General features: G+C 29.6%; 20 protein-coding genes. 10 read left to right on the forward strand and 10 right to left on the reverse strand.

All coding sequences use genetic code 11. From position 1 onward, the window contains the following. Nucleotides 1–16: 16 nt before the first annotated feature. From ABNT65_RS15545 to ABNT65_RS15560, 4 genes are all read right to left on the reverse strand, one after another. Complete coding sequence (locus ABNT65_RS15545; protein ID WP_348746249.1) at nt 17–1,927, reverse strand: DUF3857 domain-containing protein; 1,911 nt, start codon at nt 1,925–1,927, stop codon at nt 17–19. Between the two features lie 148 nt (nt 1,928–2,075). After that, complete coding sequence (locus ABNT65_RS15550; RefSeq protein WP_348746250.1) at nt 2,076–3,176, reverse strand: DUF4407 domain-containing protein; 1,101 nt, start codon at nt 3,174–3,176, stop codon at nt 2,076–2,078. A gap of 148 nt (nt 3,177–3,324) precedes the next feature. Beyond that, entirely contained in the window at nt 3,325–4,401 is a 1,077-nt protein-coding gene (locus ABNT65_RS15555) for a M56 family metallopeptidase (protein WP_348738749.1), read from the reverse strand. Continuing rightward, a complete protein-coding gene (locus ABNT65_RS15560; protein WP_348738747.1) occupies nt 4,398–4,769 on the reverse strand; it encodes a BlaI/MecI/CopY family transcriptional regulator in 372 nt (123 codons plus the stop codon). The genes ABNT65_RS15555 and ABNT65_RS15560 overlap by 4 nt, the downstream gene beginning before the upstream one ends. Nucleotides 4,770–4,871: 102 nt before the next feature. Here ABNT65_RS15560 and ABNT65_RS15565 point away from each other — a divergent pair, with 102 nt between their 5' ends. After that, complete coding sequence (locus ABNT65_RS15565; protein ID WP_348746251.1) at nt 4,872–5,450, forward strand: hypothetical protein; 579 nt, start codon at nt 4,872–4,874, stop codon at nt 5,448–5,450. Further along, a complete protein-coding gene (locus tag ABNT65_RS15570) occupies nt 5,451–6,107 on the forward strand; it encodes a DUF2490 domain-containing protein (RefSeq protein ID WP_348746252.1) in 657 nt (218 codons plus the stop codon). Between the two features lie 27 nt (nt 6,108–6,134). On the opposite strand, the gene ABNT65_RS15575 is transcribed toward ABNT65_RS15570, so the two are convergent. Genes ABNT65_RS15575 through panC form a run of 3 tightly spaced genes read right to left on the reverse strand, consistent with a single transcriptional unit; the run spans nt 6,135 to nt 8,326 of the window. Continuing rightward, nucleotides 6,135–7,076, reverse strand: coding sequence for a lysylphosphatidylglycerol synthase transmembrane domain-containing protein (locus ABNT65_RS15575; RefSeq protein WP_348746253.1), 942 nt, complete (start codon nt 7,074–7,076; stop codon nt 6,135–6,137). Between the two features lie 2 nt (nt 7,077–7,078). After that, nucleotides 7,079–7,429, reverse strand: a complete 351-nt coding sequence (gene panD / locus ABNT65_RS15580) for an aspartate 1-decarboxylase (RefSeq protein WP_348705094.1) — start codon at nt 7,427–7,429, stop codon at nt 7,079–7,081. A gap of 51 nt (nt 7,430–7,480) precedes the next feature. Further along, nucleotides 7,481–8,326 (reverse strand): pantoate--beta-alanine ligase, encoded by an 846-nt coding sequence (gene panC / locus ABNT65_RS15585; protein ID WP_348705097.1) that lies wholly within the window; start codon nt 8,324–8,326, stop codon nt 7,481–7,483. Between the two features lie 95 nt (nt 8,327–8,421). Here panC and ABNT65_RS15590 point away from each other — a divergent pair, with 95 nt between their 5' ends. Genes ABNT65_RS15590 through glmS form a run of 3 tightly spaced genes read left to right on the forward strand, consistent with a single transcriptional unit; the run spans nt 8,422 to nt 12,779 of the window. After that, nucleotides 8,422–9,240, forward strand: coding sequence for a glycogen/starch synthase (locus ABNT65_RS15590; protein ID WP_348705100.1), 819 nt, complete (start codon nt 8,422–8,424; stop codon nt 9,238–9,240). A gap of 8 nt (nt 9,241–9,248) precedes the next feature. Continuing rightward, entirely contained in the window at nt 9,249–10,913 is a 1,665-nt protein-coding gene (locus tag ABNT65_RS15595) for a DUF4270 family protein (protein WP_348738737.1), read from the forward strand. Nucleotides 10,914–10,922: 9 nt separating this feature from the next. Beyond that, nucleotides 10,923–12,779 (forward strand): glutamine--fructose-6-phosphate transaminase (isomerizing), encoded by a 1,857-nt coding sequence (glmS, locus tag ABNT65_RS15600; protein ID WP_348738736.1) that lies wholly within the window; start codon nt 10,923–10,925, stop codon nt 12,777–12,779. A 35-nt stretch (nt 12,780–12,814) separates the two neighbouring features. Here the strand turns inward: glmS and ABNT65_RS15605 are convergent, their stop codons facing one another. After that, nucleotides 12,815–13,792: an endonuclease/exonuclease/phosphatase family protein gene (locus tag ABNT65_RS15605; protein ID WP_348746254.1), complete on the reverse strand. Its 978-nt coding sequence runs from the start codon at nt 13,790–13,792 to the stop codon at nt 12,815–12,817. Between the two features lie 336 nt (nt 13,793–14,128). Here ABNT65_RS15605 and ABNT65_RS15610 point away from each other — a divergent pair, with 336 nt between their 5' ends. Beyond that, nucleotides 14,129–14,452, forward strand: coding sequence for a hypothetical protein (locus ABNT65_RS15610; RefSeq protein WP_348746255.1), 324 nt, complete (start codon nt 14,129–14,131; stop codon nt 14,450–14,452). 52 nt (nt 14,453–14,504) lie between these two features. Here ABNT65_RS15610 and ABNT65_RS15615 read toward each other — a convergent pair whose 3' ends face one another. Both ABNT65_RS15615 and ABNT65_RS15620 read right to left on the reverse strand, forming a co-directional pair. Further along, nucleotides 14,505–14,933: a translesion error-prone DNA polymerase V autoproteolytic subunit gene (locus ABNT65_RS15615; protein ID WP_348705112.1), complete on the reverse strand. Its 429-nt coding sequence runs from the start codon at nt 14,931–14,933 to the stop codon at nt 14,505–14,507. Between the two features lie 18 nt (nt 14,934–14,951). Beyond that, complete coding sequence (locus tag ABNT65_RS15620) at nt 14,952–16,205, reverse strand: Y-family DNA polymerase (protein WP_348746256.1); 1,254 nt, start codon at nt 16,203–16,205, stop codon at nt 14,952–14,954. 36 nt (nt 16,206–16,241) lie between these two features. On the opposite strand from ABNT65_RS15620, the gene hflX reads away from it, so the two are divergent. The 4 genes from hflX to ABNT65_RS15640 all read left to right on the forward strand — a co-directional run bounded on the left by hflX (nt 16,242) and on the right by ABNT65_RS15640 (nt 22,323). Then, entirely contained in the window at nt 16,242–17,441 is a 1,200-nt protein-coding gene (gene hflX, locus ABNT65_RS15625) for a GTPase HflX (RefSeq protein ID WP_348746257.1), read from the forward strand. A 310-nt stretch (nt 17,442–17,751) separates the two neighbouring features. Further along, the gene (locus ABNT65_RS15630; protein WP_348705121.1) at nt 17,752–18,471 is read left to right on the forward strand and encodes an energy transducer TonB; all 720 of its coding nucleotides are present in this window, start codon (nt 17,752–17,754) and stop codon (nt 18,469–18,471) included. Between the two features lie 163 nt (nt 18,472–18,634). Then, nucleotides 18,635–19,360, forward strand: coding sequence for an energy transducer TonB (locus ABNT65_RS15635; RefSeq protein ID WP_348705123.1), 726 nt, complete (start codon nt 18,635–18,637; stop codon nt 19,358–19,360). Nucleotides 19,361–19,575: 215 nt separating this feature from the next. Continuing rightward, on the forward strand, nt 19,576–22,323 hold the full coding sequence (locus ABNT65_RS15640) for a TonB-dependent receptor domain-containing protein (RefSeq protein WP_348746258.1): 2,748 nt from the start codon (nt 19,576–19,578) through the stop codon (nt 22,321–22,323). The last annotated feature ends 32 nt before the right edge of the window (nt 22,324–22,355 follow it).

Raw genomic sequence — 22,355 nt, forward strand, 5'->3', positions numbered from 1 at the left:
AATGGTTTCATAACTTTTATTGTTTTTGTAGTTCAATTCTTAAGTTATCGTATCTAGCAACACTTTTTATAAATTTTCTATAGGGTTTATAATCTTCCTTTGGATATACTCCTTCATTTAAAGAAAATTTTCTGTTGTAAGAAATAGTGTTTTCATCTACTTTATTAAAGGTAACTGTATAGCTTCCAAATTTGTTTTTAATTTCCTTTTTTGGTGGTAATAAATCTGTTGAAAAACCTTTAGGAAGCTTTATCGTATACGTATCTGTATCTTCAAAACTTTGATGAATTTTTAATGGTCTTTTACGGTTTCTATATCGTTTGGGAATGTTAGTTGTTTTATTTAGTAAGTTAACTCTAAACAAATAACTTGTTTCATTAACCGTAGCATAACTATTAACATTAACAAACAAGTCTTCTGTAAATTCAATAGCTTCCTTATCATTACTTAATTGGATATTAGATAACTCAAGGTTGTTATTATAGTCCCAAACATATGATTTATAGTACTTGTTTAGTTCCTTTTCAGTATAACCTTCTATGTGGTATTTGTCATTATATTGAACACCATACGAAGTTCTTTTTACAGAAGCTCCAACGGAACCATTTTCATTTAAAGTAATGGTTGCTTTAATATCTTGTTGATTGTTCTTGTTGTACTTTGGTGTTCTTTTAATGACACCACCATCAGGAGTAATTACTAATACATCTCTATCGTCTGTAAAATTACCTAAGAAACCAAATGGTGTAGTTTGACTGGTACATTCCAACCAAATATCTTCTCCGTTGTTAGGCACATTCAAAATCATATGATTTCCTTGCATTGAGGTAAAGTTCTTATCTATATTTCTTTTATTTTTAGCATAAATAATAACATGATGAGATTCAATTCCTACAGCATCTAACAATGCCTTAGTGTAGTTTGTTAAGCCCTTACAATCTCCATAACTCACTTCATCTACTTTATTAGCAGAAATAGGTTCCCAACCGCCAATATCTACTTGAACACTTATGTAACGTGTTTTACTTTGTACAAACTCATATATTTTTTTTACTTTTTCCCTTGAGTCATTAATGTCTTTTATTAAGTCTTTTGCTTTAGCTACTGTTGCAGGACTCAACATAGCTCTACCTTTTAATAACTTTTCATACATCCATTTCCCAAACTCTTTCCAGTTTTTAGCAGTTCCTTTTACCCCTTTTAAAGCAAATACGTCAAATGCAATAGTTAAATTAGGGACAAATTCATTAAAACTTATCGTTCTTTCTTCATATTTGATGGCTGGTTGATTAGCTATTCCATAACTAATACTAGTCTCATTAGTAGTGTTTTTTATAGCATAACCATCAAAATTCTTTTCTCTTTTTCTATAAGAAATATTTAATGGGTTATGTATTTCATAAATACTTTTTTCTACAGAAACATTATAACTTTCTACAGGAAACCATGAAGGAATAAATGCCGTAGATGCATTTTTATATTCCCATTCTAAAACTACAGTATAAGGATATGAAGTTGGTGTATATTCTAAATACTTTACTCTAGAGTCTGAATATAAAGTTCCTCCATCTACAGCACTTACATCTTGAAAATCACTTTTAGAATATTTCTCTATCCTCTTTCCTGTACTACTATAAATAGCCGCATTTAATTTGGAAATTTTGGTGTCTTCATTATAATGTAAATAGGCATTTACATGCTTTTTGCCTAACTTGTTTAAAACAGTAATTACTCTTTTCTGTTTAACAATCATTTTATCTACTCCTAGCACCTCTATTGTTTTCTTGTTATAACGTATAATAGCATCTGCATTTTCTTTTAAAGTTTCAGAAAATAAAGTAGCCGAAAAATCTGTTGGCTCTTGTGCTAAAATAATTGTTGAAAATAATGAGAAAACAATAGCAATTGTTTGTTTTATAAGTCTCATGCAATTTAAAGTTTAAAAAATAACGCTGGCAAAATTAATGAAATTTTTTAAACATAAAAATGTTTTATGGAAAAATGTAGTTTTTTGTTTTTAAGCTGTTTAGGTGACTTATGTGGACGTCATCATCGTCGTTGAAAGCATTTTGAAATTATATGATTTTTTGTTGTTTTTTATAAAAAGTATCGGCTTGTAGTTTTAATAATGCTTCAGCTTTTTGTTTTTTGTAGTTGTACAGTTCTTCCTCTTCTTCTAGATCTTTATAAACCTTATTGTTAATGTTTTTATCTGTATATAATAACAATTCTTGTTGAGAAGTTTGTTGTTTTATCCAAGTTATTACTGCTGCTTCTTGCTCTTCAAATTTATAATCATACTCACTTTTGGCACTAATAAGTTTTGTAAATATTGGTGCAGTTTCAATAGCTAGAAATAGCAGGAATATAAAAAAAGAAGGTAACCAAGGCAGCTTTTGTAAAGCTTTAGTTCTTGCCATTAATCCATCAACACTACTAATTATAGGTTGAGTATCCGCCTCTTTTTGTTTTTGACTAGCTATTAATTCTTTTATTATGCTTTCTTTCTCTTTAATTTTTTCTGCATTTTTTTGTTTTAACTCATTCAATTCCAATAATGCTTTGTCATGTTTTTCTCTTTTTTCTTTATAAACAGGTCCTTTTCCTAACAATTTAGTTCCTTTTCTACCTTCAGCTTCTGCAATGTATGTTTCATATAATGCATTAACACTTGTTTCTTTTTCATTTATTTCATTTTTTAGCCCTTGAATTTCTGTTTGAAGTCCTTGAATTTCCGTTGAAAATTGCTTTGATATCTGCTCCTTGTTTTGAAGTGTCATTGCATTTTTTTCTTCTAATAACACTTGGTTTATTTCTTTTTCAAAAATTTTTAGTTCCAAAGGTTTTGAAATAACAATAGCAATAATAGTTGCTAGTAATAAACGTGGCACTACTTGAATAAACTCTGTACGAAAGTTTTCTTTTTTGCGTATGGTAGAAACTATAAATCTATCAAGGTTAAAAATTAATAAGCCCCAAACAAATCCAAAAAATATAGCTGAGTATATATTATCAAAAACAGTATACAGAGCATAACTTCCAGCAAGTGAAGCCATCAAAGCAGTAAAAAAAACGGTAGCACCTATGCCAACGTATTTATTTTGTTCTCCATTAGAACATTTTTTTATAATATCTAAATCTACTCCCGAACAAATAAGAAAAAACTGTTTCAACATATATATAAGAACGATTGTTTTAAATAAATGTTACAAAAAAAGCCTCATTAGATGAGACTTTTTTTAAATTAATAGAGAACTTTGTTAGAAAGTTTTGTAATAAATATTAACTTGATTATACGTGTTTTAAATACGTGATAGTTAATTTTTATTTACTTTCTTTTTTACATTCAGGTGGAGGAATACATGTTTTTTCTCCTTTTGCTACCATTGGAGCTTTTGGTGGTGGTGGACACTCAGGAAAAGATACTGCTCCTTTTTTCTGATTGTCATCCATTTTAGCATATAAACACTCCATACGCTTTAACTCGGTTAATTTTACAACCTTTTTGTTTTTAGGTTGCTCATTATACTTTGTAGCTAAAACATTAAACTCTGTTATTTCTTTTTTACTTGCTTTCTGAGCCTGAACTCTTTCTGCAAAAAGAAAAGTAAAACCAGCCACTAACGGAATAACCGCTAGTTTTTTTAATAAAACTTTGTTCTTTGAACTTTGTAAAGTCATCATAACTAAACGTTTTTTTGTTAATGAATAATTGAAATTACTGGCCAAGTAATAATTGTTGTTCCATGCAGCTTTACTTAATAATAAATGCTGATATTCGGAAATATTTTTATGGGAATCAATCACTTTACTATCCGCTAGGAATTCGTGATTTAATCGTATACATTTTTTTAAGAAATAAAATATGGGGTTAAACCAAAATAGTATGAGTAAAATTTCAATTAGAACTATATCTATGGTATGTTTCTGTTTAACATGTGTTAACTCATGTGTCAATAATTCTTTTTCTATTCTTTTTTTCTCAAACTCTTCTTTATTGATAAATATATAGTTCCAAAATGTAAATGGAAGTATCGGTTTTTCTACTAATACTAAAGTGGTGTTTTGATATGAAATCTGTTCATTTTCATTTGCCATTTTTACCATTGAACTGGCATTTTTAATGAATCGTATTAATAATAACATTGATATTATTAAACTAAAGATTAGTAAATAACTTTTCCAATTACTTTCTGATAAATTTTTTGTGTAAACACTAGTTTCTATAGGTTTATCTGAAATGATAGTGATTGTAAATAATGGAGCTAAAAAAGAAAAAGCGACAGCCCCCAACAAATAAAATCTATTGAATTGATGCATTTTTTCTCTCTCTAAAAGAAAATAATAGAATGCCAGTAATAAAAGAAGGCATGTTGTAGATTTGAGTAAATATAAAATCATTTCTTTTGTTTTTCTATTTGACTATCAATTAACTTTTTTAAATCTTCCAATTCTGAAACAGAAAGATTGGTTTCTGAGGTAAAAAAGGAAGCAAATTGACTTGCTGAATTGTTAAAAAACTTTTTTATCAAACCATTAACATGTGTAGAAAAGTAATCAGATTTTTTAACTAAAGGAAAATACTCTCTCGTTTTTCCATGTAACGTATAATCTACAAAACCCTTATCTCTCATTCTTTTTAATAATGTAGCAACAGTAGTAGTAGCTGGTTTTGGATCAGGAAATAGCTCTAGCAAATTTTTCATATAAGCCTTTTCTAATTTCCATAGGTATTGCATTACTTGTTCTTCTGTCTTAGATAATTGCATGTTTGTAGCTCTATAATTATTTTTGCTCTACAAATGTAGAGATATTTTTTATATTCTACAAATGTAGAGTTGAAAAATAGTACTTTTGAAAAAAAATATAACATGCGAAATACGCTATTCATAACATTGTTACTATATACTTGTTTTAGTTTTTGTCAAGTTAAATACGAAAGAGAATATAGAGTTTCACAAGAAGAAGCTCCATTAAAATCTATTGAAACCATTAAAAATCTAGGTTACAAAAAAAAGATTAAGTGGTATGCAGAAGAAAGTCAAGATGGAAAAACATACGAAGCAAAATCATATTATAAAGGGAGAAAGCATAGTTGTGAATTTACAGAGAAGGGAGAACTAATAGATATTGAGATAAAAGTTAATTTTAAACTCTTAAGCCAAAAAACGCAACAAATTATTAAAAATGTATTATTTAAAAAGTTTAAAAAATTCAAAATTAAAAAAACACAAATACAATTTAAACCCCAAAAAACTACTTCTTTAAATACACTCATAAAATCTGATGATATTACTATTTTAGAACAATTAGCAACAAATTATGAGCTTATAATAAAAGGAAAAACTAGTAATGGTTATAGTAAGTATGAGTTTTTGATAAGTAATAAAGGAGAGTTAATTAAAGAGCTAAAATTTACACCTTCAAATTCAGATAATTTAGAGTTTTAAATGAAAAAGTATTTCTATTTTTTAATTCTTGCAGGAATTAGTAATGCAAGCTTATCACAGACTACATTTAGTAATGGTTGGCTTCCTAAAGTTAACTTCTCTAAAAAAATCAGTTCAACAGTTAAATGGGTAAATAGCATAGAAGCAAGACAGCTTGCTTACAAGGATAATTTCCAATTTACACATAGCTTATTAGATATTTCTTCTATTGTTTCTGTAAAAACTAATCTTAACCAATCTGCCAATTTGGGGTACATTATACGTTTTAAAGGAGAAAAAACTGTTCATAGGCTCACACAGCAATATTTAATTATAACAAACTATGAAGCTCTAAAAATAGGTCATAGACTTGGTGTTGAACAGTTTTTTGAAGATAAAGAAACGCCTCAATTTCGTACAAGATATAGGATTGCTTTGCAAAAAGCTTTAAGTGGTGAAAAAGTAGATGTTAAAGAGTGGTATTTTAAATTTACGAATGAATATTTATGGCAATTCAATAAAGAGGATATAGAAATAAGGTTGTCACCCTATTTAGGTTATCAATTATCTAAAAAAGATAAGTTAGAATTTGGTTTGGATTACCGTTTAGGAGGTTTAACAAACAGTTATAACTCACATAATTTATGGTTTCGAACTACTTGGTATATTTCTTTGTAGTTCTATTAATTAAATTCAGGTTATAAGTTATTTTTTATTATAAATTGGAAGTAATAAAAAGGCAAGCCCTCCAAATACAATAATCATGGCGGTTTGTGCCGTCCACATAATCCATCCAAAAGCATTTGCAGGTTCTTCAGGGATATTAAATAAAGCAAAAGCTCCAGCGACAGCAATTGGATATAAACCAATACCTCCATTAGTAGCAGCTATACTAAACCCTCCAGCTATAAAGCCAATTAATACGGCACCAAAAGGAACATTTAAATTTTCTATGGCGGGAATAGTTGCCCAAAACATAGCAACATACATTGACCAGATAAAAACAGTATGGAAGATAAAAGCCCATTTGTTTTTCATTTTAAAAATACTTGTAGCTCCTTCTACAAGTCCTGAGATAAAAGTTTTGATTTTTAAACCTATTCCAGATTTGGCTTTTTTTACATATCTAGAAAACAATAAAAAACCTACAATAAGAACAAGTAATAGGATGGCTATTTTTTCAATAGAAAAATTTTGAGTTAATAATTGGGAAATAAACTCAAACTGAACAAAAAGTGTTATGCATATAATTAATAACATCATTAGTAAATCAGCTATTCGTTCAGCTACAATAGTACCAAAGCCTTTTTCAAAAGGTATATTTTCATAGTTGGTCATTACAGCTGCTCTAGAGACCTCTCCAGCTCTTGGTACAGCATAATTAACTAAATAGGCAACTAGCACAGCCATGGTACTATTTCCAAAGTCTGGCTTATATCCCATAGGTTCTAATAAGTATTTCCAACGATATGCACGAGAAAGATGACTTAAAATTCCAAAAAATAAGCCAAGTGCTATCCACCAATAATTGGCATTTTTGAAATATTGGAGCAATGTTTCAATTGAAATTTTCGATAAAGAAAACCAAACTAAAAAACCTCCCAAAATGAGAGGTAGTATTGTTTTAAGTACTTTTTTTATATCCACAACTAAGTTAATGTGTTATCAGCTTCGTTAGGGAATACTAGTTTAGGTTTGAAGTTTTTAGCTTCTTCTAATTCCATAAAAGCATATACAATTAGTATTAAAATATCGCCTTTTTGAACTCTTCTTGCAGCAGCTCCATTAAGTGTTATTTCTCCACTTCCTCTTGGACCCGGAATAGCATAAGTTTCTAAACGCTCACCATTGTTGTTATTCACAATTTGAACACGTTCACCTTCAATAATACCTGCAGCATCCATTAAATCTTCATCAATGGTAATACTTCCTATATAGTTTAAATCGGCACCAGTAACTTTTACACGGTGGATTTTAGATTTTACAACTTGGACTAACATACGGCAAAAATAGTTGTTTTTTAATGATTAATATTGTATTTTAAGATGAATTTATGATAACCCAATATTATCAATTAAACGGATTTCACCAGCAAAAACTGCAATAAAAGCGCGGTATTTTTTGTTTGGCTTAATAATTCTTGGGGTTTCTAAGGTTTCTTCATCTGCAATTGTAAAGTATTCTAACTCTAATAAAGGTTGTTTTTTGAATTGTTTCACAACCCATTGCGTTAACTCTTCAGCATTTTTCATGCCAAATTTTTTCTTAGCTTTTTTTAAGGTTTTATATATAAACGGAGCAATTTGTCTATGTTCTTTGGTTAATCTTGCATTTCTTGAACTCATAGCTAAACCATCTTCTTCTCTAAAAATAGGCCTTCCTTTTATTTTTACAGGTAAATTATGTTTTTCTACTAACTTTTTAATAATTTGTAGTTGTTGAAAATCTTTTTTACCAAAATAAGCTTTATCAGGAGTAACAATTTCAAAAAGTGTTTTCACAATAGTGCCAACTCCATCAAAATGACCATCTCTAAATTTCCCTTCCATTTGATCCTCTAAGCCATCAAAATCAAATTTTTCTGATGTTATATTATCCTGATATATTTCTTCCACAGTAGGAGCAAATAAAATATTACAGTTAATGCTTTCTAAAAGCTCAATATCTTTCCCTAAAGTTTTAGGGTATTTCACTAAATCTTCTTTGTTATCAAATTGTGTAGGGTTAACAAAAATGCTAACTACAACAATATCATTCTTCTTTTGTGCTTGTTCAATAAGAGATAGGTGACCTTTATGAAGAGCACCCATAGTAGGAACAAACCCAATAGATTTTTTTTTTGATTTTTGTTGGGTTAAAAAGGCTATAATTTCCTTTTTTTTATGAAAAATATTCATTGGTTTATCATTGAAATGTGTGCAAAATTAGCAATTTAACACGATTTTAGCATAAAAATTCGTAGTTTTGCGTCTTTATAAAAGAGTTCGATTTAATGAAGGATAAGAGAATATTATATGTTTCTTCGGAAGTAATACCATATTTACCAGAAACAGAATTATCGTCTACCGCATTTAATGTAGCTAAACAAGCACATTCTAAAGGAGTTCAAACACGTATTTTTATGCCTCGTTACGGGGTGATTAATGAGCGAAGGCATCAACTGCATGAAGTAATTCGTTTATCAGGGATGAATCTAATCATTAATGATATGGATATGCCTTTAATCATTAAAGTAGCTTCAATTCCGAAAGAAAGAATGCAAGTTTACTTTATTGATAATGATGAATATTTTAAGCGAAAAGCTGTGTATTCAGATGAAGACGATAAGCTGTTTAATGACAATGATGAGCGTATGATTTTCTTTGCGAAAGGTGTTGTTGAGACAGTTAAGAAATTAAATTGGGCGCCAGATATTATTCATGTTCACGGATGGATGGCTTCTTTATTGCCACTTTATTTAAGAGAATTTTATAAAGAAGAACCATTGTTTAACGAAAGTAAGATAGTAACTTCGCTATATAATAATGGTTTTGAAGGTGAATTGAATAATGAATTGTCAAATAAAGTTCGTTTTGATAAAATTAACGAGGCACAAGCAAGCATATTTGAAACACCAAATCATATAAATATACTAAAAAGCGCTATTGAAAACTCAGATGCAATAGTTAAGGGAAGTGAAGAGCTTCCTGAAGAAATTGAAAACTTTATAGAAGGTAATGATGTAAAAGTTTTAGAATTTCAATCTGAAGAAACTTTAACAGAAGCGTATTTAGAATTTTATAAAGAAAACGTTTTAGAATTAAGCGAATAATTAAAGGAATGATTAGAAAAATTGGTGTTATAGGTATTAGCCTATTTTGTTTAGCTCTAGTGAGCTCATGTGAAAAAGATTTTAATGATATTGGATCTGGTGTAGTAAAAAACACAAAATTCAACACGAATCAAATAGATTTAGAGTTGAAAATTACTCCAAAAGATATTGAAAATGTTAGAGCAGATAATATAGGAGCTACTATTTCAGAATACTGGTTAGGTGTTTATAAAAGTGGTAATTATAAAACTATGGAAGCTTCTTTTGTAAGTCAATTGGGTTTGCCTAGTAGTTTAAAAACAAGTGACACTAAAGCAGCAGAAAAGAAGGATGAAATTGATTCGGCTTTTGTTTTAGATAAAGTTATTTTAAAATTACCTTATACGGCTACAAGTATTGGTAAAGAGAGTGATGGTAAGCCAAAATTTAGGTTAGACTCTGTGTTAGGTAATCCTAATTTAGCTACTAATGTTAAGGTTTATAGGAATAATACTTTTTTAAATGCTTTAGATCCAGGAAACCCTACACAACAAAATACTTTTTTATCGAATCATGATTATTCGTATACAGAAGTTGATTTGTTAAGTGAAGATGCAAACTTTTCTTTTATACCTAAGGCTGTTGATACTATGATTACTATAACAAGAAGTTATAGCGATGGTAGAACCTTTGAGAGTGAAGAGAAATTAATAAGTAAAGCGCCTTTTTTAGCAATAACACTAGATAAAGATAAAATGAAAACTATGTTTTGGGACAAATTTAGTGATCCTGAATTTGCAAATTCACAGGTTTTTAATGAGTTTTTTAAAGGTATTGTTGTGAAAGCAGAAGGCACTGATGGTGTTGCGGTACCGTTAAGTTTTGCTGGTACAGGCGAGTCTGCCAGTATGGATTTCTTCTATACAATTACCAGAACAGAGAAGAAAACGGATGATGCTGCATTGACTTATAAAGATACAGTTCCCACAAAATTCTCATTTCCATTAAGAGGAGTTAGTAATAGTATTTATAAAATGTCTCCTGCAACAGTAGCTGTTCCTGCTGATAATTTTTCAGTACAAGGAACTGCTGGTTCTTCAGTTGAAATAGAAGTTTTGGGAGTTAACTTAGTTAAACTAAAACAAAATGACCCTAATAATACTTTATTGAAGCATGAAGATCAAGATGCTGATAATAACGGTTATTTAGATTTAAAAGAATTGGCAAATATTAGAAATACTAATGGAGGAGAGTATGGGTTGTTAGTAAATGATGCTACTTTATCATTTTATATAAATCAAACAGTTAATACAGATAAAAATATAGTGCCTCAAAGATTGTTACTACACGGTTTTACAGATAGTAAACCTACTCATATTTCTGATTCTTACTTTGAATCAGGCACCTATGGAGGTAACATAGATGTAACAGATAATTTACCAGAAAAATATACGTTTAGAATTACCCGCTACATATCAGATTTATTAGATAAGTCTACTACAAATTTTTCACCCCTTGTTTTAAAAGTTTATAATAACCCTACAGATAATCCCAATAAAGCTAATAGAGTTGTGGATGTTAATGTAAAAGGTTACAATTGGAACCCTAGAGGAGTTACATTGTTAAATGAGAATGAGTCATCAAATGGGGAAAAAAGAGCAGTGCTAAAAATTTCATATTCAGAAAAAAAATAAAGAATTGACATGTGTGGTATTACAGGTTATATAGGTTATAGAGATGCTTATCCTATAGTTATTAATGGTTTAAAACGTTTAGAGTACAGAGGTTACGACAGTGCTGGGATTATGATGTATGATGGTAGTCAGATGCATTTGTCTAAAACAAAAGGTAAAGTCTCAGACCTAGAGGTTATAACAAATAAAGAAGAAGAACGTAAAAAGGGTAGAATTGGTATTGGACATACTAGATGGGCTACTCATGGGGTGCCTAATGATACAAACTCACACCCTCACTTTTCACAATCAGGAAACTTAGTTATTGTTCATAATGGTATTATTGAGAATTATGATACGATAAAAAAAGAATTAATAGGAAGAGGTTACGAGTTCAAAAGTGATACCGATACAGAAGTTTTAATTAATCTAATAGAGGAGGTTAAGAAAAATGAGGACTGTAAATTAGGAAAAGCGGTGCAATTAGCACTTACAAATGTTATTGGAGCTTATGCAATTGCAGTATTTGATAAAACAAAGCCAAATGAATTAGTTGTTGCTAGATTAGGAAGCCCAATAGCTATTGGTGTAGGTAAGAATAATGAAGAGTTTTTTGTAGCTTCTGATGCTTCACCTTTTATTGAGTTTACTAAAAATGCTATTTATTTAGAGGATGGAGAATTAGCTATTATTAAAAAGGATAAAGGTATAAAGGTTAGGAAGATTGATAATGATAAAGAGGTAGATGCTAATATTCAAGAATTACAATTAAGTTTAGAGCAAATAGAAAAAGGAGGTTATGATCACTTTATGTTAAAGGAGATTTATGAACAACCTAAAGCTATTACAGATACATATAGAGGAAGAATGTTACCTAATGAAGGAATTATTCGTATGGCTGGTGTTGATGATAATATGCCTAAGTTTTTAAATGCTAATAGAATTATTATTGTTGCTTGTGGTACTTCTTGGCATGCAGGATTGGTAGGAGAGTATCTTTTTGAAGATATGGCAAGAATACCAGTAGAAGTTGAATATGCTTCTGAGTTTAGGTATAGAAACCCTATTATTACACCAAATGATATTGTAATAGCTATATCTCAATCAGGAGAGACTGCAGATACCTTAGCGGCTATTAAATTAGCAAAATCAAAAGGAGCTTTTGTTTTTGGAGTATGTAATGTAGTTGGTTCTTCTATTGCTAGAGAAACCCATGCGGGTGCTTATACCCATGCAGGTCCTGAGATTGGTGTTGCATCTACTAAAGCTTTTACAACCCAAATTACTGTACTTTCTTTAATAGCTTTAAAATTAGCGCAAGCTAAAGGAACTTTGTCTGTTTCTGCAGTAAACAATTATTTACAGGCGTTACAACAAATACCTGCTCAGGTGGAAAAGCTTTTAGAAATAGATAGTTTGGTAAAGCATATTGCATCTGTTTATATGGAGGCTAGTAATTGTTTGTACTTAGGAAGAGGGTTTAATTTCCCTGTAGCACTTGAAGGAGCTTTAAAGTTAAAAGAGATTTCATACATTCATGCAGAAGGATATCCTGCGGCTGAAATGAAACATGGTCCTATAGCTTTAATAGATGAGAATATGCCTGTTTTTGTTATTGCTACTAACAAAGGGCACTATGAAAAGGTAGTAAGTAATATTCAGGAAATTAAATCTAGAAGTGGTAAAATTGTAGCAATTGTTACTGAAGGTGATGTAACAGTGAAAGAAATAGCCGATCATGTAATAGAGATTCCTGATACTGAGGAGGCTTTTACTCCTTTGTTAACTACAATTCCTTTACAGTTGCTGTCTTATCATATAGCTGTGATGTTAGGGAAAAATGTAGATCAACCGAGAAATTTAGCAAAATCAGTTACAGTAGAGTAAAGATTTTTACTTTTGGAAAAATATTTTTAAAAAACTCAGGGCTTTCCTGAGTTTTTTTCTTTTTGTCTCAGAACTATATAAACAGGAAAGTGGTCTGAAAAACCACCTTTATACCATGGCCCTATAAAAGTTCTGAATGGGCTTCCTTTGTATTTTCCTTTATGAATTTTCATCCAAGGCTTTTTAAATATACCTGCTTTTATAAAAGCCAAGCTACTTTCAGTTTTAAAAAAGCTTTTGGAAATTATTATTTGGTCAAATAAATGCCAGTTTCCATTAAAAGTTAGCGTTCCATTATTGTTAGAGTGTAATTCACTCATGGGGTTATGAAAATCTTTGGTAACCAAATGTTTTTCGACACTTTCACTTGACGGGTCGTCATTAAAATCTCCCATAATAATAAACTTTGAATTGACCTTATCTTTTAGTTTTATTGAGTTAATTATATTTTGAACCTTCTTTGCTGCTGCAATTCGTTTGTGTTTAGAAATTAGGTTTTTATCTTTTCTTGAAGGCCAATGATTAATCAATATATGAACTAAATCTCCATTAAGAATACCTTCAACAACTAATAAATCTCTAGTTTTCTCGTTTGTTTTAGAATCTTCATTTATAATTATAGGGTAGGTTTTAGAAGATAGAGGAGTAAATAATCTGTTTTTATATAGTAATGCAACATCGATTCCTCTTTTATCAGATGAATTATGGTGAATATAGCTGTAATTTTGTTTTAAAAGATTATTATGTCTAACTAAATCATGGAGTACTTTTTTGTTTTCTATTTCAACTAGGCCAATAATAGCAGGAGAATATGCTGAATAATTGGTGCCTATGATTGAAATTACAGAGCTAATTTTTTTTATTTTTTGTTTATATCTTCTATTGCACCATTTCTTTTTGCCTTTAGGGGTAAATTCATTATCAAGTGTTAAAGGGTCGTTCAAAGTATCAAAAAGATTTTCAACATTATAACAAGCAATAGTGATCGTTTTTTTTCTTATTTCGTTAGGCATACTTATATAAAAATCTATATTTTTTTTAGAGGATTATAAAAGAATAAACATAATACTAACATTAGATTTTGAAAAGGTTTTATTAATTTTTTTAAATTAAATGTGAAATAGTTAAAATTAAAATAGTCTAGCTTCTATAATAACGAAAATATGAAAAGAATTTTATTAATTAATCAATGTTAATTTTTTGTAACTATTTGCTTTGTAAGGCATTGTGTAACGTAAAAAATAACTTAAGATAACATTTCGTTTTGTGATTAATAGTTTGTGTTACAGTACTTTTACATCGTAAAATAAAAACAAAATATAACCCTTTAATCAGTAAAAACTAAAAAAATGAGAAAGCTAGTATTATTTGTAACTGTAGTAATGATGAGTTTATCAACATTTGCTAACAATGAAATCCCAGTAAAAGACGAAATTAGAACTAAAATTGTAAAGTTATTAGGTAGAGTTAATCTTACAATTAAGGAAGAAGTAAAAACTACTGTTGACTTTTTAATAAATAAAAAAGGAGAAGTAGTGATATTAGAAATAGATTGCGCAAGCCCAGAGGTTTGTAGCTACATTAAAAGTAAGCTTAACTATAAAAAGGTATATAAGAAATTAAATACATCTTTAAAGGTATATAAGATGCCTTTAACAATAGTTAAAAACTAACTTTTTAGTTGTGTGTAATTAAGAACCTCGCTAAAAAGCGAGGTTTTTTATTTTACACTTTTTTAATAACATTTGTTACAACACCCCAAATTATAAAATTATTTTCTTCGGTAATTTCTATGATAGGATAGTCTGGGTTTTCAGGTTGTAGCCATACTTTTTGTCCTTCCACACGTAAGCGCTTTACTGTAAATTCTCCATCTAAAAAACAAACAGCTATTTTATTGTTTTCAGGAGTAATACTTCTATCAATAATTAATAAATCATTATCATCTAAGCCAGCACCAATCATTGATTGCCCACTAACACGTGCAAAAAATGTAGCTTCTTTGTTTTTTATAAACTCTTCATCTAAAGAAATTCTGGTTTCTTTAAAATCATCAGCAGGAGAAGGAAAGCCAGCAGAAATGCCTGTATCAATAAATAAACTACCTTTTTGTTTTGATGTTTTTGGAGAAAAAAAGATTAATGATTTTGACATTGTATATTTTTTACAGATTTATTTTACTTTAATTATTTCATTAATATTTGTAGTGTATTTTGGAGAAAGGTGCTCTTGTTTCATTTTCCAAGTACGTTTTAAATCTTGTCTTGCTAGTTTTATTTTATCAGACTTATATTTTTTATTTACCTTATCAATAGCTTTCATTAAATGAACATGTTTTTTAGGTTCTTTTTCAAATAGATGTAATTGATAGTTATTATTAGGAACTAATCCTGTAACAATAACACCTGCTCTTTTAAATTTAACTCCTTTTTTAAAAATAGTTTCAACAGCCTTAACGGATTGCTTACTAATAACTAATGAAGAGTTGGTTGGGGTTGAAAGAACAATTGTTTTACTAGCCTTATATCTATCAATATTGTTTTGATATCTATTGCTGCTAAGTGTAACTATAATCATATAGCAACAAGAGTGTTGTTTTCTTAATTTTTCAGCACATGAAATGGCAAAGGTTGAAACACGTTCTTTAATATCATTAATGTTCGAAAAAGTAGATTCAAAACTTCTCGTAGTTGCTATTGCTTTTTTAGAAGTATTTTCATCTAAATTCAATTTAGAAATGCCTTTTAAATCTTGTTGAAGTTTCCATTCAGTAATAGAGAAGTTTTTTCTAACCCATTCGCTATTTAATTCTACAAAATCAATAGCTTTAGTGCAGCCTTTGACTTTTAATCTTTTTTGTAATCTATGACCTATTCCCCATACTTTTTCTATTGGTGTCCATTTTAATGCTTTTAGTCTTTTTTCTTCAGAATCTATAATATAAACTCCATTTGTTTTTTGAGGAAACTTCCTGGCTATTTTATTAGCAACTTTACTCAAGGATTTGGTTGGGGCAATGCCAACACAAGTAGGTATTCCAACCCATTGGTTAATTCTATTCCTTATTTCAATACCGTAGTTTTCAAAATTAATATGATCAAAACCTTTGAACTCTAAGAAAGCTTCATCTATAGAATATACTTCTACATCAGGTGTAAATTGATATAGAATATTCATAACGCGTTCGCTCATATCACCATATAAAGGATAATTAGATGATAACACATCTATATTATGTTTTTTAAACTCTTGCTTAAATTTAAAAGCCGGAGCTCCCATTGGGATAAATTTTTTAGCTTCATCACTACGAGAAATAACACAACCGTCGTTGTTACTTAAAATTACAACAGGTTTGTTAAGTAAGTTAGGGTTAAATACGCGTTCACAGGAAGCATAAAAATTGTTACAATCAACTAAAGCAAACATAGTGTAAAGATAAGAAATTTGTACTTTTGCACTTGTATGATAGAAACACGTAAGGCAATTTCAGAGAAAGCGGTTCTAATAGGTATTATAACCCAAAACCAAGATGAAAATCAGTCAGAAGAATATTTAGATGAATTGGAGTTTTTAACTTCTACTGCTGGAGGAGTTGCTGTAAAGCGATTTGTTCAAAAGTTAGAAAAACCTAATCCTAAAACATTTTTAGGAACTGGGAAGTTGGATGATGTAAAAGCATATATTGAAACACACAATATTGGTACAGCTATTTTCGATGATGAATTATCGCCAGCTCAATTAAGAAACATAGAAAGAATATTAAATTGTAAGATTCTTGATAGGACAAATTTGATACTTGATATTTTTGCAAATAGAGCGCAAACTAGTTCTGCAAAAAAACAGGTAGAACTTGCTCAATATGAATATTTGTTGCCTAGATTAACTAGAATGTGGACGCATCTTGATAAACAAAAAGGAGGTATTGGAATGCGTGGGCCAGGTGAGACAGAAATAGAAACAGACCGTCGTATTATTAGAGATAAGATTACTTTGTTAAAAAAGAAGTTGGTAACTATTGATAAGCAAATGGCTGTCCAGCGAAAGAATAGAGGTAAAATGGTTCGCGTGGCTTTGGTTGGGTATACAAATGTAGGTAAGTCAACCTTAATGAACGTAGTAAGTAAAAGTGACGTTTTTGCAGAAAATAAGTTATTTGCTACTCTTGATACAACTGTAAGAAAGGTGGTTATTAAAAATATTCCTTTTTTAATGACAGATACTGTAGGGTTTATCAGAAAATTACCAACACAATTAGTAGAGTCTTTTAAATCTACTTTGGATGAAGTTCGTGAAGCAGATTTGTTATTACATGTTGTAGATATTTCTCATCCTAATTTTGAAGATCATATTTCATCTGTAAACAAAATATTGGATGAAATAAAAAGTGTCGATAAACCAACGCTTATGGTTTTTAATAAAATTGATGCTTACCAACATGAAACAATAGATGAAGATGATATGATTACTGAAAAAACAAAAGCACATTATACATTAGATGATTGGAAGAAAACTTGGATGAATGATATGCAAAAAGAAAGTATATTTATATCCGCAATCAATAAAAGTAATTTAGAAGAATTTAAAGAGAAAGTGTATAGTGAAGTAAGAAATATTCATGTTCAACGTTTTCCTTATAATGATTTCTTATATCAAGATGAATAAAAATAAATATATTTAATATTGCTTAATTGTATTTTTTTTATTACTTTTAAGTCCCTTTAAAATAGTTTAACATTTTAATCCCCCTCTAAAATGAAAAAAAGACATATCCTCTCAAAAACAAGAACTTATGTTCATGATGAAGTAAAAAACTACAGTATAAGAGTTTTCTTAAAATCAAACACCTAAATATTTAATTTGTCCTTCTAGTAACTTTTTTTATAACAAAAAGGTTTCGTTGTAATTGCATAAAGGAAATTAAATTTTATTTGTGAGTTATACCGATTAGTTGCTTTAGGATGCAAATAATCATATGATGAGAAGACTAACTATACTTTTTATATTAATATCCCATTTAACCTTTTCTCAAGAAGTGTGTACTTCAAGTAGAGATGGAGTTGAAGACCTTAACTCTATTTCAGATATAAAGAAGTGTACAGTTACAGTTGAAAAATCCAAAAACGCAAAAAATCCTTTAAAAATAACTGTGATATCAAACAGAGGACATCATAAGAGGAAGTTGTTTGCCAATGAAGAGGTGAAAGCTGTAAGTGAACTTCATTCTGGAGATGTTACTGCTGTTGAAGCTGTAAATAGCCCAGATGTTACTATGAGAGATTTGAAAGAGAAAATAATTGAATTAAATAAAAGAATAGAAAAAGAAAATAATACTTTTTCGTTTGATACTGTTGATGTAATACCAATGTTTCATTCTTGTGCAGATGGAGGATTAGATGATGTTGATTGTTTTAATTATGAAATGCAAAAGCATTTAATGGATAATATTGAATACCCAGCAAAAGCAATAAAGAAGAAAATTGAAGGGGATATTTGGGTGAGTTTTGTAATAACAAGTAATGGTTCAATTAAAGATATTATGGCTGAAGGCCCAGAAAATACTGATGTTTTAAAAGAAGAAGCAGTAAGGATTGTTTCGTTACTTCCGGTTTTTGAACCAGGGAAACAGGATAGCAAAAGTATTAATGTAACTTATAAATTTCCTATAAGTTTTAATCTTCAAAATTTAGAATAAATCCTCTTTTACTTTTAGACTAAAGGTTGCTAAATTCTTATTTTGAAGAGTGGTTTTTAGTAGTTTAATAATTTTTTATTACATTTGTTTGTTATTTTGTTTAAAATGAATCGACTAACCTTAAGAGTTAATTTATTTTAGAAATAATTAAACACCCCCAATTATGAAAAAAACATTCCTACTAATAGTTGGAGTAATGCTTGTTACTACCAACTTATTCTCTCAAAAAGTTTGTGAGTCTCCAGATGAAGCTTCTTCTGATCTTAATAGTATCACAAAATGCACTATCAAGCCATCGAAGAATGGTAAAGATAAAAAGACAAGACAAATAGCTGTTAAAGTTTCTGCAAGTAAAAGATATTTAAAGAAAAGAGAAGTAGCTAGAAAACAGAATGCAAACACATTAGGGAGAATTAACGGTTCAGGTATAAGTAGTTCTAATGAAAGCACAAGTATAGATGGTTCATTAGCACTAAAAAGTAACATAGAAGACGTTAAAAATAAGTTATCTGCTGAAGAAGTTAGAATGGCTTCTAAATTTAGTGCTGTAGATAGAATTCCTGCTTTTGAAGCATGTAGTAGTGTAAAAAGCAAGGATAGAGCTGGTTGTTTTAATGAGGAGATGGTAAAACATATACAAAAGTATTTTAAATATCCTAGTCAAGCTGTAAAAGATTTAATCCAAGGCGAGGTTTGGGTTCGTTTTATCATTGATAAAAATGGAGAGGTTAGAAATATAAAAACATTAGGGCCTAAAAATGGTAAGATTTTAAATAATGAGGCAAAAAGAGTAGTTGCGTACCTACCTAAGTTTAAACCAGCGAGAAAAGATGGTAAGCGTGTAGCTGTTAAATATGGTTTTCCTATTACCTTTTCTTTAGATGAATAGTTATCTATAACATTTCATTATTTAATTTTGTTTTAATCCATTAATTAGGGGTTATTATAATTTGGGTTTTAATTTTTTTAGTATCTTTCTTTGGGCTTAGTTTATTCTTTCGTAAAATCAAAAAGAATAAGTAAAATGTATCATTATTATCTATCGAATAAATAAATTTCATACTTAGAACAAAAATCAAAAATTAACTTTTCAACCAAAACTTTATGGGAAAAAAAATACTATTAACCATTCTTTTTATGGTTTCTTTTGCTATAGTAAATGCTCAAATATCCATAACAGGTAACGTTTATGATGAATATTTAGAACCTTTTTCTAATGCAAAAATTAAAACACTAGATACTAATGTTACTTCTGGAAGTGACGGTAGTTTTTCTTTGAAGACAGAACAGGCTTTTCCTTTTACTATTCAAGTAACCGCATTTGGATATAAAACAGAAAGCCTAGAAATAACTTCAAAAGATCAAGAGATTAACATTGTATTAAAGGAAAATACTTCGTTAGACGAAGTTGTAATATCTGCTTCTAGATCGCCTGAAAGAGTAATTGAATCGCCAGTAACTATTGAAAGAATGGGGATTTCTGATATTAAAAGAAACTCTTCAGCTTCTTTTTATGATGGATTAGTAAATTTAAAAGGAATCGAATCTCGTGAAGCTAATTATGGTTTTAAATCGGTGAATTCAAGAGGGTTTTCTACATTTGACAATACACGTTTTGTTCAATTAGTTGATGGTGTAGAAACGTCAATACCAGCTTTAAATTTTTCAGCTGGAAATATAGTAGGTCTTTCTGAATTGGATGTTAGAGATATTGAAATTCTGCCAGGAGCTTCATCTGCATTATATGGTGCAAATGCTTTTAATGGTATTTTATTAATGAGAAGTAAAAATCCTTTTGATTATGATGGTATTAGTACTTACATAAAAGGCGGATATACATCTCAAGAGCAAGCAGGTAATAATTCGTTTTACGATGTAGGTATTAGAATGGCTCATAGGTTTAGTAATAAATTAGCAGCAAAGGCTAATCTAACTTATTTTAGAGCAGAAGAATGGCATGCAAATAGTTTAGCTAATACAACTGGACCTGGTGGTGAGATTATAACAGGAACACGAAGTAACCCTGGGTATGATGGGCTTAATGTGTATGGCGATGATTTTGCTTTTTCTTTAAGGCAAATTGCTGAATTAGGTGGAGTACCACAAGTAATTGGGTTATTGCCAGATCCAGACCAAAGAATAACTAGAACTGGTTTTGAAGAAAAAGACATAGCTGATTACGGAGGAGAAAATGTTAAATTTGATGGAGCGTTACATTATAGACCTTGGGGAGATGAGGATTTGGAGATTGTTTTAAATGCTAGAGTGTCAAGAGGAAATAATGTATATCAAGGTACTAATAGGTTTTCTCAAAAAAATTATTTTGTTCAACAATATAAATTAGAGTTCTTAGGAAAGAATTTCTTTTTAAGAGGTTATTATACAGGAAATGATTCAGGTAATAGTTACGATCTTCGATTTGCTGGTATTGCGATGAATGAGTTAATCAAACCTTCTATACAATGGTTTGGAGAATATTTAAATAGATATATAGCTTCTGGTTTTAACCACGTTGCTGCTAGAGATTTTGCTGATGCTAATAGACCAGTTTCTGGATCTAATCAATATGAAAATTTACTTAATCAAGTAATTAATAAGCCTATTGATGAAGGTGGAGCAGCTTTAATAGATCAAACATCATTTTATCATGCTGACGCCAATTATAATTTTAGAGACATAATTAAATGGGGTGAGGTTCAAATAGGAGGTTCGTATAGAATTCATAATGTAAACTCTAACGGAACTTTATTTACAGATAAGTTTAGTAGAATTAGGTTTGATAATTATGGAGCTTATGCTCAATTACAAAAAAAGTTTTTAGAAGATAAATTAAAGTTTACAGGATCAATTCGCTATGATAAATCTAAGAATTTTGAAGGTAACTTTTCTCCAAGGATTGCATTAAATTATTCTTTAGGAGAAGGTAATGACCATGTGTTAAGAGCTTCTTATCAAACAGGTTTTAGGAATCCTAGTATTACTGAACAGTATTTTGGGTTAAGAACAGGTGCTAATAGATTTATTTTAGGAACAGCTGATGAGAATTTAGATAGATTTTCTACAACTATAAATAATAATAATGGAAGTGTAACCACACTAACAGGACGAGATGCATTTAGTAATGCTTTTTTGAGTTCTTCTGTTATTAACGGAACTCCAATACAGGCAAATGTAGCTCCAATAAAACCAGAGAAAGTAGCTTCTTATGAAATAGGTTATAGGAGTATTATTGGTTTAACCGATAAAAACTTATTAGAATTAGATATAAATGCGTATTACAATCAATATGATGATTTTGTAGCTTTTAAGAATGTTATAGTACCTAATTACGGTAAAATAGTAAATGGGTTGCCTAATTTAGAAGCGCAGAGTGCATTTGCAAATGGTGATTTAACAGAGTTCGTATTAAATACTAACTCTTTAGCAGAAGTTAGTTCATATGGTGTTGGTTTAGGGTTAAATACAAAAGTGTTAAAAACATTTAATATTGGTTTAAATTACACATTATCCAAAATGATTTTTGATGAAGAATCAGATCCAAATTTTAATCCTGGTTTTAATACTCCTGAGCATCAAGTGAAGTTAATGTTTGGTAATCCAAATTTGTTCAAAAATTTTGGATTTAATATTAGTGCTCGCTGGCAAAATGAGTTTTTATGGCAGTCAAGTTTTATAAATAGTATGGTGGATCAAAGAACGGTATTAGATGCTCAAATAAATTATAGAGTACCAGTTATGAAATCAAGATTTAAATTAGGAGGAACTAATTTAACTCAGAATGAATACGTTGTTGCGCCAGGCTCAGGTAATATAGGTTCTTTGTATTATTTGTCTTGGACAATAAATGATTAATAGTTAAGATGTTTAATATATAACAGATAAAA

Origin of the sequence: Tenacibaculum sp. 190524A02b, from assembly GCF_964036645.1 — a bacterium.
Lineage (GTDB): Bacteria > Bacteroidota > Bacteroidia > Flavobacteriales > Flavobacteriaceae > Polaribacter > Polaribacter vairaonense.

Bases quoted from the DNA above. Each gene is read 5' to 3' on its own strand.
- ABNT65_RS15630 (WP_348705121.1), top strand. From the start codon at position 17,752: ATGATGAGAAGACTAACTATACTTTTTATATTAATATCCCATTTAACC.
- ABNT65_RS15560 (WP_348738747.1), bottom strand. From the start codon at position 4,769: ATGCAATTATCTAAGACAGAAGAACAAGTAATGCAATACCTATGGAAA.
- ABNT65_RS15550 (WP_348746250.1), bottom strand. From the start codon at position 3,176: ATGTTGAAACAGTTTTTTCTTATTTGTTCGGGAGTAGATTTAGATATT.
- ABNT65_RS15620 (WP_348746256.1), bottom strand. From the start codon at position 16,205: ATGTTTGCTTTAGTTGATTGTAACAATTTTTATGCTTCCTGTGAACGC.
- hflX (WP_348746257.1), top strand. From the start codon at position 16,242: ATGATAGAAACACGTAAGGCAATTTCAGAGAAAGCGGTTCTAATAGGT.
- ABNT65_RS15635 (WP_348705123.1), top strand. From the start codon at position 18,635: ATGAAAAAAACATTCCTACTAATAGTTGGAGTAATGCTTGTTACTACC.
- ABNT65_RS15590 (WP_348705100.1), top strand. From the start codon at position 8,422: ATGAAGGATAAGAGAATATTATATGTTTCTTCGGAAGTAATACCATAT.
- ABNT65_RS15610 (WP_348746255.1), top strand. From the start codon at position 14,129: ATGAGAAAGCTAGTATTATTTGTAACTGTAGTAATGATGAGTTTATCA.
- ABNT65_RS15640 (WP_348746258.1), top strand. From the start codon at position 19,576: ATGGGAAAAAAAATACTATTAACCATTCTTTTTATGGTTTCTTTTGCT.
- ABNT65_RS15570 (WP_348746252.1), top strand. From the start codon at position 5,451: ATGAAAAAGTATTTCTATTTTTTAATTCTTGCAGGAATTAGTAATGCA.
- panD (WP_348705094.1), bottom strand. From the start codon at position 7,429: ATGTTAGTCCAAGTTGTAAAATCTAAAATCCACCGTGTAAAAGTTACT.
- ABNT65_RS15615 (WP_348705112.1), bottom strand. From the start codon at position 14,933: ATGTCAAAATCATTAATCTTTTTTTCTCCAAAAACATCAAAACAAAAA.
- ABNT65_RS15595 (WP_348738737.1), top strand. From the start codon at position 9,249: ATGATTAGAAAAATTGGTGTTATAGGTATTAGCCTATTTTGTTTAGCT.
- ABNT65_RS15565 (WP_348746251.1), top strand. From the start codon at position 4,872: ATGCGAAATACGCTATTCATAACATTGTTACTATATACTTGTTTTAGT.
- glmS (WP_348738736.1), top strand. From the start codon at position 10,923: ATGTGTGGTATTACAGGTTATATAGGTTATAGAGATGCTTATCCTATA.
- panC (WP_348705097.1), bottom strand. From the start codon at position 8,326: ATGAATATTTTTCATAAAAAAAAGGAAATTATAGCCTTTTTAACCCAA.
- ABNT65_RS15545 (WP_348746249.1), bottom strand. From the start codon at position 1,927: ATGAGACTTATAAAACAAACAATTGCTATTGTTTTCTCATTATTTTCA.
- ABNT65_RS15555 (WP_348738749.1), bottom strand. From the start codon at position 4,401: ATGATTTTATATTTACTCAAATCTACAACATGCCTTCTTTTATTACTG.
- ABNT65_RS15605 (WP_348746254.1), bottom strand. From the start codon at position 13,792: ATGCCTAACGAAATAAGAAAAAAAACGATCACTATTGCTTGTTATAAT.